9 protein-coding genes are annotated in these 13,275 nt (G+C 58.7%); 6 read left to right on the top strand and 3 right to left on the bottom strand.

The genetic code is table 11. From position 1 onward, the window contains the following. Positions 1 to 21: 21 nt before the first annotated feature. On the bottom strand, positions 22 to 552 hold the full coding sequence (cybB, locus tag KGP22_RS10335) for a cytochrome b561 (RefSeq protein WP_111964665.1): 531 nt from the start codon (positions 550 to 552) through the stop codon (positions 22 to 24). 189 nt (positions 553 to 741) lie between these two features. On the opposite strand from cybB, the gene gap reads away from it, so the two are divergent. After that, positions 742 to 1,743, top strand: coding sequence for a type I glyceraldehyde-3-phosphate dehydrogenase (gap, locus tag KGP22_RS10330; RefSeq protein ID WP_023311641.1), 1,002 nt, complete (start codon positions 742 to 744; stop codon positions 1,741 to 1,743). Positions 1,744 to 1,798: 55 nt separating this feature from the next. Here the strand turns inward: gap and KGP22_RS10325 are convergent, their stop codons facing one another. Continuing rightward, the gene (locus tag KGP22_RS10325; RefSeq protein WP_282443089.1) at positions 1,799 to 2,593 is read right to left on the bottom strand and encodes a YdcF family protein; all 795 of its coding nucleotides are present in this window, start codon (positions 2,591 to 2,593) and stop codon (positions 1,799 to 1,801) included. A 328-nt stretch (positions 2,594 to 2,921) separates the two neighbouring features. Between KGP22_RS10325 and KGP22_RS10320 the strand changes: the two genes are divergently transcribed. The 5 genes from KGP22_RS10320 (at position 2,922) to KGP22_RS10300 (ending at position 9,268) form a co-directional block, all read left to right on the top strand. Beyond that, on the top strand, positions 2,922 to 4,241 hold the full coding sequence (locus KGP22_RS10320; RefSeq protein WP_223582201.1) for an MFS transporter: 1,320 nt from the start codon (positions 2,922 to 2,924) through the stop codon (positions 4,239 to 4,241). Between the two features lie 158 nt (positions 4,242 to 4,399). Next, positions 4,400 to 6,052 carry an MFS transporter gene (locus KGP22_RS10315; protein ID WP_064790983.1) on the top strand — a complete coding sequence of 551 codons (1,653 nt, stop codon included), beginning with the start codon at positions 4,400 to 4,402 and terminating at the stop codon, positions 6,050 to 6,052. 22 nt (positions 6,053 to 6,074) lie between these two features. Then, on the top strand, positions 6,075 to 7,154 hold the full coding sequence (locus KGP22_RS10310) for an HlyD family secretion protein (protein WP_111964667.1): 1,080 nt from the start codon (positions 6,075 to 6,077) through the stop codon (positions 7,152 to 7,154). Then, positions 7,154 to 8,533 (top strand): efflux transporter outer membrane subunit, encoded by a 1,380-nt coding sequence (locus KGP22_RS10305; protein ID WP_223582200.1) that lies wholly within the window; start codon positions 7,154 to 7,156, stop codon positions 8,531 to 8,533. Before KGP22_RS10310 ends, KGP22_RS10305 begins: the two co-directional genes overlap by 1 nt. 75 nt (positions 8,534 to 8,608) lie before the next feature. Next, complete coding sequence (locus tag KGP22_RS10300) at positions 8,609 to 9,268, top strand: O-methyltransferase (RefSeq protein WP_127730755.1); 660 nt, start codon at positions 8,609 to 8,611, stop codon at positions 9,266 to 9,268. 70 nt (positions 9,269 to 9,338) lie between these two features. Here KGP22_RS10300 and hrpA read toward each other — a convergent pair whose 3' ends face one another. Further along, on the bottom strand, positions 9,339 to 13,241 hold the full coding sequence (gene hrpA / locus KGP22_RS10295; RefSeq protein WP_223582199.1) for an ATP-dependent RNA helicase HrpA: 3,903 nt from the start codon (positions 13,239 to 13,241) through the stop codon (positions 9,339 to 9,341). Positions 13,242 to 13,275: the final 34 nt, after the last annotated feature.

Genomic DNA, 13,275 nt, shown 5'->3' with positions numbered 1-13,275 from the left:
CCACCCGGCAAGCGTTTAAGACTACGAACGCTTTTTCGGCATCATGCGCAGAAGGGTATTATCTTTCCAGAAATAGTGGTGCATCAGCGCCGCCGCGGCGTGCAGGCCAATCACAAAATAGCCCAGATTTGCCAGCGTTTCGTGCCACTCTTTCAGCACATCAACCAGGTCAAAATTTGACTCTGCCGCATGCGGCATCGCCAGGCCAAAAGCAAACCAGTCGCTGCCCCGGTTATACATCATCACAATTCCAATCAGCGGCAGCGCAATAAACAGCAGATACACCACCAGATGCCCCAGATGGGACATCCCCGTCACCATCGCTTTTGGCTTCGGTTGAATCGGTGGCGCGCGGAACTTCAGACGAACCAGAAGACGGGTCACCATCAGCACCAGGATACTGATACCGCATGAGACGTGGATCATGTTGATCGCCGGGCGCGCGGTGCGCGGGAAGAAACCTCTGAACTCCATGGCGCAGTAGGCGACGATGATTAACAGAAACACCAGCCAGTGGATGCCGATTTGCAGGCTTGTATATTTAGTGCGCATGTGATTTCTCGATTAAAAACAGTTACCGCGCCAACATAATCCCCTTTCCTTAAAAATTCATTAACTTTTCTGTATGGTTTTTCAAATACTTCCTCCCGCATGAAGCATCTTCAATTGCCGCCCTGCCCGTGATGGTCTAAGCCTGGATGAGTTCAAACTGTCGCATCGACACGTTTACAGGAGAACACCATGAGTAAAATTGGCATTAACGGCTTTGGACGCATTGGGCGCCTTGTACTGCGTCGCCTTCTTGAAACCCAGGACAGTAATACCGTCGTCGCCATCAACGACCTCACCTCCCCGAAAGTGCTGGCCTACCTGCTAAGGCATGATTCCAACTACGGTGGCTTCCCGTGGAGCGTGGACTTCACCGAGGATGCGCTGATTGTGGACGGTAAAACCATTGCGGTGTACGCCGAGAAAGAGGCGAAGCATATTCCGTGGAAAGCCGCAGGCGTGGATATCGTCGTGGAGTGCACCGGCTTTTATACTTCTGAAGAGAAATCACGGGCGCACCTGGACGCCGGCGCGAAGAAAGTGCTGATTTCTGCGCCTGCGGGTGACATGAAAACTATCGTCTACAGCGTTAATGACGACACCATTGACGCCAGTGATACCATCATCTCCGTCGCCTCCTGCACCACCAACTGCCTCGCTCCGCTGGCGAAAGCCCTGAACGATGCGTTTGAAATTAAGGTGGGCACCATGACCACCATTCACGCCTATACCGGTACGCAGGCGCTGGTAGATGGCCCGCGCGGGAAAGACCTTCGCGCCTCCCGAGCGGCGGCAGAGAACATTATTCCGCACACCACGGGTGCCGCCAAAGCCATTGGCCTGGTGATCCCTGCGCTCAGCGGCAAACTTAAGGGCCACGCGCAGCGCGTGCCGGTAAAAACAGGTTCGGTAACCGAGCTGGTGGCCATTCTGGGCAAGAAAGTCACCGTTGAGGAGATCAACGCCGCGCTGAAAAAGGCGACGCAGGGCAATAAATCGTTTGGGTATACCGACGAAGAAATTGTGTCGTCAGATGTGATTGGCTCGCACTATGGTTCGGTGTTTGACGCCACGCAGACGGAGGTGTCAGAGGCGGGAGAACTTCAGCTGGTGAAAGCCGTTGCCTGGTATGACAACGAATACGGTTTCGTCACTCAACTGGTGCGGACGCTGGATAAGTTTGCGGCGCTGTGATTTTTTCCCCTCATCCTAACCCTCTCCCCATTGGGGCGAGGGAATTGTTCCGTGCTCAGATGATTTTTCGCGTCACCTTCAGGACCGGATCCTGCTGCAGCTGTTTCCATGCGGCCATGACGGCCTCGGGGAATTCAACGTGAGCAATATAATCCCGCCCGGCCGGGCCATAGCCGTTGGCGTCATCATACATGCGCGGCAGTTCCCCAAGAACCAGAGAAAGATAGCGGTCAACGGGCCACAGCCCGGTGTTGCCCTCACCGAATTCCACGCCCTCTTTTCCGTTTTGCAGCGTTGGCGTAAACCCGGGATGGCTTGTCCACTCCGGTGACTCGGACTCATCCCGACAAACGCGGGCAAACGTCGCCATCGTGCGGCGCTGCATCGTCGGATCCTGCACCACCAGCACCCGCCCGGTCGTTCGATGACGCTGTTTCAGCATGTTCCAGCTAAAGCGCGCGTTTTCACCGCAGTTGGTGGATTGATCCTCAACCCACAGATGCCCCTGCGGGATCTGCCAGAACTCCCGCGCAATGTCGGCAAGAATGCTTGCTTCGGCCCGCCCTGCGACCGGTACGGTGTGGTAACGCGGATGACTGGCGATGGCAGCATATAAAAAGGTGGTCGAATGCCCGATGCCGCCGCTAATCAGGAGCGGGATTTCTCTCTGAGCGGCAATACGGCAGGCCGCGTCAATGGTTGGGATCACCGCGTTTCCAGCCAGAATCACCGCATCTATCTCCGGGGCCTGACGCGTCACGCTCAGTTCGTCCTGCGCCAGCCATACGCCGACAGTATTGATGGCCGCCAGCGTGGCATCCGCCAGAAGGGGAAAATGGGGCTGAACCATGATGAACTCCTCACGTTGTTGAAGCGCCGAATTTATCATTTTCTGAAATAACCAGAAACATCCAAAAATCATCGGGTTGCACCTGCCTATTATGCTTTTGATTTCCAGCCTTACAAAACATTGTATTGTGCAGACGTTATGTAAAAGCACCCGGCGCTGCTTATTTCACCGTGATCTGACCAGTTTTATCCCCCCTTCGATTGCCAAAAACAACATCCAAACCTAAGTTGCTTAACAATTTCACAACCTTTTTCATCATCACAGGTTGCACCTGAAGCGCGCCAGGTGACACCTCTCTCTCATCATCAACGTGGCGGGGTTTCAGGTCATGACAGAACATGAAAGTACGACGACGGTATTACGAAAAAATAAAAAGGTATTAATTGCCAGCCTTACCGGGAGCGCCATTGAATGGTTTGACTATTTTCTCTACGGTACGGCGGCCGCGCTGGTCTTCAATAAGATCTTTTTCCCGATGGTCGATCCGGTGATCGGTCTCATTCTCTCGTATCTCTCTTTCTCATTAACCTTTTTTATTCGCCCCATTGGCGGGGTACTTTTCGCCCATATTGGCGACCGCATCGGACGTAAAAAAACCCTCGTTCTAACCCTCTCACTAATGGGAGGTGCAACCGTCATGATTGGTCTGCTGCCCACGTATGAGATGATTGGCCTGTGGGCTCCCGCTCTGCTGATCCTGATGCGTATCATTCAGGGGATGGGCATCGGCGGTGAATGGGGCGGCGCGCTGCTGCTGGCCTATGAATACGCGCCAGAAAAACGTAAAGGCTTCTTCGGCAGCATTCCGCAGGCGGGCGTCACCATCGGCATGCTGATGGCAACCTTTATCGTTTCGCTGATGACCCTGTTCAGCGAGGAGGATTTTCTCTCCTGGGGCTGGCGTATCCCGTTCCTGCTGAGTTCGGTTCTGGTGTTGCTCGGCCTGTGGATCCGCAAGGATATTGATGAAACGCCCGATTTTAAGAGAGTCAAAGCGTCCGGTCAGGTGGCTAAGGCCCCGCTGCGCGATACGCTGAAGCATCACTGGCGTGAAGTGCTGATCGCCGCCGGTCTGAAGGTGGTTGAAACCGCCCCCTTCTACATCTTCTCTACGTTTGTTGTGAGCTATGCCACCAGCACGCTGACCTATCAAAAATCACAGGCGCTTGAGGCCGTGACGCTGGGAGCCCTGGTGGCGACCATTATGATCCCGCTGATGGGGCTGCTCTCCGATAAAATAGGCCGTCAGCGCATGTACGCAATCAGCGTCTTCTTGCTTGGCCTGTTTATCGTACCGTGGTTTATGCTGCTCAATACCGGTACAACCTGGGGCATCGTGCTCGCGACGGTCATCGCCTTTGGCGTGCTGTGGGCCCCTGTCACGGCGGTACTCGGCACGCTGTGCTCTGAAATTTTTAGTGCAAACGTGCGCTACACCGGCATTACACTCGGCTATCAGCTGGGTGCCGCGCTGGCCGGCGGTACCGCCCCGCTGATTGCCACCGGCCTGCTGGCAAAATATGACGGCGACTGGGTGCCGGTGGCCTGGTATCTTGCCGTCACGGTAACCATTTCCTTAATCGCGATTTTCTGCGCCTGCCGCGTTAAGCGTGCAACACTCATCCAGGCGCAGCCCGAACGTCTCTGACCGTTCCTGGCCCGTCCTGCGGGCCGCTCTTTTTCCTTAAATTTCCCTTCACCATTTGATTAACATGCGTAAATCATATTCACTTGAATTATCATTTGCGGCAGACGTAGAATCGCTAGCCCGCTAATTATTCAATCATTTCTAAGGTAAACGACGTTATGCGCCTGCCCGAACGCGACCCTTATGCTCCTCGCGAGTGGCAGCCACATGAGAAACCCGCCCTGCTGGGTTCGCCCTCCACGCCCGAACACAGTACGCCAAAACGCATTGCCTACGGCGTCGTGGGCCTGCTGGTCTGCCTGACGGGGGCGCTGGGGAATGCGGTGGTGACCGCCAACCTGCAAAATTTGCAGGGGACATTCGGCGCCTGGTCGACCGAAATCGCATGGCTGCCCGCGGTCTATGTGATGACCAACATCTCCATTAACCTGCTGCTGGTCAAATTCCGCCAGCAGTACGGTTTGCGCGCCTTCACCGAAGGTTTTCTGGTGCTGTACGTGCTGGTCACCTTTTTCCACCTGTTCGTTAACGATCTCAGCTCGGCGCTGATGGTTCGCGCCGCGCACGGCATGGTGGCCGCCGCGCTCAGCTCGCTGGGGATTTATTACCAGATCCAGGCCTGGCCTGCGAAGCACCGCCTGAAGGCGCTGACCATTGGTATCACCGGGTCGTCGCTCGCCATCCCGCTGGCGCGCCTGTTTTCAACCGAGCTGCTGCAGCTGGACGAGTGGCGCGGGCTCTATTTCTTCGAGCTGGGGCTGGCGCTGATCTCCCTGGCCTGCGTGATAGCCTTAAAACTGCCGCCGGGCGACCGGCGCAAGGTATTTGAGAAAAAAGACTTTATCACCTTCTTTTTAATGGCCCCCGGGATGGCCCTGCTCTGCGCCGTACTCTCGTTAGGCCGCCTTGACTGGTGGTTCGAAGCGCCGTGGATTGGCTGGTCGCTGGCGCTATCGCTGGTGCTGATTGTGGCGGCCATCGTCTTTGAACATAACCGCACTAACCCGCTGCTGAACACCCGCTGGCTGTCGAGCGGCAGCATCGTCCGCCTGGGGCTGATTATGCTGCTGATCCGTATCGTGCTGGCCGAACAAAACACCGGCGTCATCGGCTGGCTGCAGTACGTAGGCTTACAGAACGAGCAGATGACGCACCTGGCGTGGTCTATTTTCGCCGGGATCGTCTGCGGGATCGTCACCAGCTGTCTCACCATCAAGCCGACGAAACTGGCGTGGCCAATCATCACGTCTCTGGCGCTGATGATTGTTGCCTCGCTGCTGGACAGCCAGTCCAACAACCTGACCCGCCCGGATCAGCTGATGGTAAGCCAGTTCCTGCTGGGATTCGGCAGCGCCTTCTTCCTGGCGCCCGCCATGCTGGCAGCCATTGGCGGCGTGATCGCCGACCCGCGCAACCTGGTCAGCTTCTCGGTGATGTTTGGCATGAGCCAGAACCTCGGCGGCCTGCTGGGCTCCGCGATCCTCGGCACCTTCCAGACCTGGCGCGAGAAGTACCACTCCAGCCTGCTGGCGGACCAGCTCACCACGCTCAACCCGCTGGTCAACGAGCGAATTCAGCTTTATACCCAGATGTATAAAAGCCTGATTGGCGACAGCGCGCTGCTGGGAACGCAGGCGATAACGCAGCTGCAAACGGTCACAACGCTGGAGGCGAATATTCTGGCTTATAACGATACTTATCTGCTGACGGCGAGCATCGCTGCCGCCACGCTGGTCTGGATTTTATGGCGCTTGCTGCGCCTGCGCATCACTGCCCGTCTGGCGCTGAAGAACGCCACCGGCAACAAATAATTGAAAGAGTTCTGGAGAGTTTATGAGTCAGCAGGATGCCGCCAAAGAGCAGGCCAACACCCGCAAAAATGTGCGCATTGTTTCCGTTTTTACCGCCGCCGCCATCGGTATTGTTGGCGTGCTGGTGATCCTTTACGCGTGGCAGTTGCCGCCGTTCACCCGCCACGCACAGTTTACCGATAATGCCTACGTGCGCGGTCAGACGACGTTTATAAGCCCGCAGGTAAACGGCTATATCACTGAGGTCAAGGTTCAGGACTTTGAGCAGGTCAAAAAAGGCGACCTGCTGGTGCAGATCGATGACCGAATCTATCGGCAGCGCGTGCATCAGGCCGAGGCGCAGCTGGCGATGAAAATTGCCGCCCTGAATAACAACCTGCAGCAGCGTAAAAGCGCCGAAGCCGTCATCGCCAAAAATGACGCCGCGCTGAAAAATGCCCGCGCCCAGAGCCTGAAAAGCCAGGCGGATTTAAAGCGGGTGAAAGAGCTGACGTCCGACGGCTCGCTTTCCATTCGCGAGCGCGACGCGGCGCTTGCCAGTGCCGCCCAGGGCAGCGCCGACATCGACCAGGCGAAAGCCGCCCTTGAGATGTCGCGTCAGGATCTGCAGACGGTGATTGTGAACCGCGGCGCGCTGGAGGCGGATGTCGAAAACGCGAAAGCGGCGCTTGAGCTGGCGCAGATTGACCTGCAAAACACCCGCATCATCGCCCCGCGCGACGGCCAGCTCGGCCAGATCGCCGTGCGTCTCGGGGCGTACGTGACCGCCGGAACCCATCTCACCACCCTGGTGCCGCCTCAGCACTGGGTCATTGCGAATATTAAAGAGACTCAGCTCGCGGAGCTGCGCGTCGGCCAGCCGGTGAAGTTCACCGTTGATGCCCTGAACAACAAAGCGTATCAGGGCCGCGTCGAGAGCATCTCCCCGGCGACCGGCGTGGAGTTCAGCGCCATCACGCCGGACAACGCCACCGGCAACTTTGTCAAAATCGCCCAGCGTATTCCGGTGCGTATTGAGGTGCTCGGTAAGCCTGAGGACTCCGCCCTGCTGCGTCCGGGCATGTCGGTACAGGTGACCATTGATACGCGGGAGGCGAAGTAATGATCCTTCGTCCGATTGCCGCGCTGGCGGCGGCGGTCATGCTGGCCGGATGCCAGTCCGCAGACGTAAAACCGGCGCAGCCGACGCTGCAAATTCCTGCGCAGTGGCGCAACGTCTCCGGCCCTGCCAGCCCGGCGGAGCAGCTCTGGTGGCGCAATTTTCATGACAACCACCTCAACCGCTATGTGGATCAGGCGCTTAAGAATAACAGCGACGTGCTGATCGCCCGCGAACGAATTAACGAGTATCAGGCGCGGGTCTATGCAGCTGACGGGAGCCTGTTTCCTTCGCTTGACGCGGGCGTAACCGGGACGCGCGCCCGTTCGCAGTCCGCCGCGACCGGGCTGCCGGTCTACGGCACGCTGTACAGAGGTAGCCTGACGGCGAGCTATGACGTGGATATCTGGGGCGTCAACCGCAGCACGGCCAATGCCGCCGAGGCTTCGCTGGCGGCGCAAAAAGCCGCCGCCGCGGCCGCGGATTTGACCGTAGCCTCCTCCGTTGCATCCGGCTACGTCACCCTGCTCTCGCTTGACGAACAGCTGCGCGTGACCGAATCCACCCTGAAATCGCGCGAAGAGGCGTTTAACCTCGCGAAACGTCAGTTTGAGACGGGCTACAGCTCGCGCCTGGAGCTGATGCAGTCGGATTCCGAACTGCGCTCAACGCGGGCGCAGGTGCCCGTGCTGCAGCACCAGATCGCACAGCAGGAGAATGCCCTAAGCCTGCTGCTGGGAAGCAACCCCGGCGACGTGGCGCGCAGCGAAAACTTCGCGGCGCTGACGCCGCTGACGCTGCCGTCGCAGCTACCTTCTGCGCTCCTGAACCGCCGCCCGGATATCGTCCAGGCCGAACGCCAGCTGGTGGCGGCTGACGCCTCGCTCGCGGCGTCGCGCGCCAGCCTGCTGCCGTCGATCAACCTGACCGCCAGCGGATCGGTTCAGGATCGCACTCTTTCCGGCCTGCTGGACAACCCGCTTCAGCTCTGGAGCGTCGGGGGCAGTATTCTCGCCCCGCTGCTGAACCGCCAGGCGCTGAATGCGCAGGTGGATATTTCTCAGTCCCAGCGTAACCAGGTGCTCTACGCCTATGAAAAAACCGTGCGTAACGCGTTTGCCGAAGTGAACAACAGCCTTGATGCGATAAGTCGCTATCAGGAACAGCTGACGGAGCTGCTTGCCCAGCAGGAGGTGGCCCAGGAGACGCTGCGCATTGCGCAGAACCGCAATCGCAACGGCTACTCCTCGTATCTTGACGTGCTGGACGCCCAGCGCACGCTGTACTCGGTTCAGACCAGCGTCGTGCAGGTGAAAAACAACCTGCTGCTGGCGCAGATTGATTTGTATAAAGCGCTGGGCGGCGGCTGGAATAGCGCGTAAACCCGGTTTGGGCGCTTATGCCCTCACCCCGGCCCTCTCCCATAGGGCGAGGAAGAAAACCCAAGGAGTCAATCTATGCAACAAAAATGGTCTGCCGTAGATAATTACATGATTTCTTCTCTTATCCCTGACGATGACGTACTGAATCAGGTTCTGGAAAACAACAAACGCGCCGGGCTCCCCGAGCACGACGTAGCGGCCAATCAGGGGCAGCTGCTGGCGCTGTTCGTGCGCATGACGCAGGCAAGACGTGTTCTTGAGATCGGGACGCTGGGTGCCTATAGCTCAATCTGGATGGCGCGCGCCCTGCCGCCGGACGGTAAGCTGATTACGCTTGAGGCCGATCCCACGCATGCCCGCGTTGCGCGCGAGAATATTCAGCTTTCGGGGTTAAACGAACGCATTGAATTAATTGAGGGCCCGGCGCTGAGTTCGCTGGAGAATTTCGGCGACGTTCCCCCGTTCGACCTGATCTTTATTGATGCCGATAAGCCAAACAATCCCGGCTATCTGGAGTGGGCGCTGCACTATTCCCGCCCCGGTACGGTGATTATCGGCGATAACGTGGTGCGCGATGGCGAGGTCATTAACGGGCAAAGCGACGACGCGCGCGTGCTGGGGGTGCGGCGTTTTATTGAGATGATAGGGGATAATCCGCGTTTAACCGCCACCGCGCTGCAAACGGTGGGGGTTAAGGGATGGGATGGGTTTACGCTGGCGATTGTGAACGGGTGAAAATTGTGCGGGCTGATGCCCTCACCCCGACCCTCTCCCACAGGGAGAGGGAGAAAACCGGGCAAGGGTTTTAAGCTGAAATCTGCTCCATCGCCTGCAGGATACGCTTATCCGAAATCGGATACGGCGTACCGAGCTGCTGGGCAAAGAAGCTGACGCGCAGCTCCTCGATCATCCAGCGGATCGCCTGCACGTCTTCATCGTCGCGGCGGGCAGGCGGCAGTTTGTTGAGCCACTGCTGCCACGCCTGCTGCACGCTCTCCACTTTCAGCATCTGCGCGCGATCGCGGTGCGGATCGATGGCCATCTTCTCCAGACGTTTTTCAATCGCCTGCAGATAGCGCAGCGTATCGCCGAGACGATTGAAGCCGTTGCCGGTCACAAAGCCGCGGTAAACCAGGCCGGCCATCTGCGCCTTCACGTCTGACAGCCCGAGCGCCATGGTCATATCCACGCGCCCCTTCAGGCGCTTGTTGATATTGAACACGGTGGTGAGGATCTGCTCCACCTGCTTCGCGATGTCCACCACGGTGTCGTTCAGCTCCGCGCGCACCTTTTCATGAAGCTGGGCAAAGCCCTCTTCCGTCCAGACCGGACCGCCCGCCTCGTGGATCAGCTTGTCCACGCCGCAGGAGATGCAGTCGTCAATCAGATCCAGCACCTTGCCGTACGGGTTAAAGTAGAGCCCCAGCTTGGCCTTGTTCGGCAGCTTCTCGTGCAGATATTTAATCGGCGACGGGATATTAAGCAGCAGCAGGCGACGCAGCCCGCGCCACATCATCTGCTGCTGTTCCTGCGGGTTATCAAACAGTTTGATTGCCACGCTGTCGCGCTCGTCCACCAGCGCAGGCCAGGCTTTGACCTTATAGTTGCCGCGCTTCTGCTCGTAGCTTTCCGGCAGCTGACCAAAGCTCCAGATATGCAGCCCGCTCTGCTCGATGCCGTCGTCGGCCACCGCAGAGAGCGTCTCCTGGACTTTGCCTTTCAGCGCATCTTTCAGCTCGCTCAGGGAACGCCCTTCCAGCAGCTTTTTATTTTTATCGTCCACCACGCGGAAGCTGATTTTCAGGTGATCGGGCACCTGATCCCAGTTCCAGTCGTCGCGGTCGATGGTCGTCCCGGTCATGCGGCGGAATTCACGCTCCAGCGCGTCCAGCAGCGGCAGATCCAGCGGCGTGACGCGGCCCAAAAACGCTTCCGCGTAGTTTGGCGCAGGCACAAAATTGCGGCGCACCGGTTTCGGCAGGGATTTGATCAGCGCAATCACCAGCTCGCGGCGCAGGCCGGGGATTTGCCACTCGAACCCGCTCTCGTCCACCTGGTTTAACAGCGGCAGCGGAATGTGGACGGTCACGCCGTCCGCGTCTGCCCCTGGCTCAAACTGATAGGTCAGACGCAGCTTGAGGTTGCCCTGATGCCAGAAGTTCGGGTAGTCGAGCTTGCTGACCGACTCCGCGCCCTCTTTAATCAGCATGCTCTTTTCAAAGTTGAGCAGGTCCGGCATCTCTTTGCTGGCCTTCTTCCACCAGCTGTCGAAATGGCGGGCGGAAATCACATCATGGCTGATGCGCTGGTCATAAAACTCGAACAGCGCTTCATCATCCACCAGAATGTCGCGGCGGCGGGACTTGTGCTCAAGCTCCTCCACTTCCGCGCGCAGCTTCAGGTTTTCGCGGAAGAAGGCGTGGCGCGTCTGCCAGTAACCCTCCACCAGCGCGTGGCGGATAAACAGCTCGCGGCACAGGGCCGGATCGATCTGGCTGTAGTTGACCTTACGCGCGGCGACCACCGGCAGGCCGTAAACGGTCACTTTCTCGGTCGCCATCACCGCGCCCTGCGCGCGCTCCCAGTGCGGTTCACTGTACGAGCGCTTAAGCAGATGCTGCGCCACCGGCTCCACCCATTCCGGATCGATACGGGCGGCAATGCGTCCCCACAGGCGGCTGGTTTCCACCAGCTCCGCGACCATGGTCCACTTCGGCGGCTTCTTGAAAAGGCCAGAACCCGGGAAGATGGCGAAACGGGCGTTGCGCGCGCCGGTATACTCCTGCTTCTCGGCGTCCTTCATTCCAATGTGGGACAGCAGGCCGGTCAGCAGCGCGATATGGATTTCGCGGTACTCCGCCGGTTCGCTGTTCACCGGAATGCCCAGCTCTTTCACCACCTGGCGCAGCTGGGTGTAGATATCCTGCCACTCGCGCACGCGCAGGTAGTTGAGGAAATCCACGCGGCACTGGCGGCGGAACTGGTTCGAGGAGAGCGCTTTCTGCTGCTCGCCGAGGTAGTTCCACAGGTTCACGAAGGCGAGGAAATCGGACTCTTTGTCGTGGAAGCGTCGGTGCTTTTCGTCAGACGCCTGCTGTTTGTCCATCGGACGCTCGCGCGGGTCCTGAATGGAGAGCGCAGAGGTGATGATCATCGCCTCGCGCACGCAGCCGTGCTTTTGCGCTTCCAGAACCATGCGCGCCAGACGCGGGTCGACCGGGAGCTGGCTGAGCTGGCGGCCCAGCGGCGTCAGCTTATAAACCGCCGCCTGCTCGTCGGTGGTAATCGCCCCGAGCTCTTCCAGCAGACGCACGCCGTCCTGAATGTTGCGTTTGTCCGGCGCTTCGACGAACGGGAACGCCGCGATGTCGCCCAGCCCCAGGGCGGTCATCTGCAGGATAACGGACGCCAGGTTGGTGCGCAGAATTTCCGGGTCGGTAAACTCCGGGCGCGACAGGAAATCGTCTTCGGAATAGAGACGAATACAGATCCCTTCCGACACGCGGCCGCAGCGGCCTTTACGCTGGTTTGCGGACGCCTGAGAGACCGGCTCAATCGGCAGCCGCTGGACCTTGGTGCGGTAGCTGTAGCGGCTGATGCGCGCCGTGCCCGGGTCGATCACGTATTTAATTCCCGGCACGGTCAGCGATGTTTCCGCCACGTTGGTCGCCAGGACGATGCGGCGTCCGCCGTGCGGCTGGAAGACGCGGTTCTGCTCGCTGTTCGACAGGCGGGCGTAAAGCGGCAGGATCTCGGTATGGCGCAGGTCGCGCTTGCTGAGCGCATCGGCGGTATCGCGGATTTCGCGCTCGCCGCTCATGAAGATCAGAATGTCGCCCGCGCTTTCGTTACCCAGCTCGTCAACGGCATCGAAGATGGCCTGCAGCTGGTCGCGCTCGGTATCATCCGCCTCTTCCACAATCGGGCGATAGCGCACTTCCACGGGATACGTGCGACCTGACACCTCGATAATCGGCGCATTGTTGAAGTGCTTCGAGAAGCGCTCCGGATCGATGGTCGCGGAGGTGATGATGATTTTCAGATCCGGGCGGCGCGGCAGCAGCTCTTTCAGGTAGCCGAGCAGGAAATCGATGTTCAGGCTGCGCTCGTGCGCTTCGTCAATGATGATGGTGTCGTACTGCATCAGCAGGCGATCCTGCTGGATTTCCGCCAGCAGAATACCGTCGGTCATCAGCTTGACCATGGTGTTATCGCTAACGTGGTCGCTGAAACGGACCTTGTAGCCGATGCAGCCGCCCGGCTCCGTCTGCAGCTCTTCGGCAATACGGTTGGCAACGGTGCGCGCCGCCAGACGACGCGGCTGGGTGTGGCCAATCAGGCCTTTGATCCCGCGGCCCAGCTCCATACAGATTTTCGGCAGCTGGGTGGTTTTCCCCGAACCGGTTTCACCCGCGACAATCACCACCTGGTGGTCGCGGACGGCCTCAAGGATGTCCTGTTTTTTCTGGCTGACGGGCAGGTTTTCCGGGTAGGTAATCGCCGGTCGCGCGGCTTCGCGCAGCAAGACTTTCCCTGCCTCCTGTGCAATCTCTTTCGCCATCTCCTGGTAAATGGCCTGCTGAGCATCAGGATTTTTAACCTTCTTAACGCCGTGCAGACGACGGGCGAAACGCTGTTTGTCGCGCAGCATCAGAGAATCGAGCTGTTGCAGGAGCATCGGGAAGGTGAATTTTTGTTGTTCTGTCATAGCGTTAAAGGGCAGTACACGCCCTGATAAATTC

Origin of the sequence: Enterobacter sp. JBIWA005 (assembly GCF_019968805.1) — a bacterium.
Classification (GTDB): domain Bacteria; phylum Pseudomonadota; class Gammaproteobacteria; order Enterobacterales; family Enterobacteriaceae; genus Enterobacter; species Enterobacter vonholyi.
The sequence above is the reverse complement of the archived record's forward strand: the minus strand, read 5'-3'. Positions and strand labels throughout refer to the sequence as shown.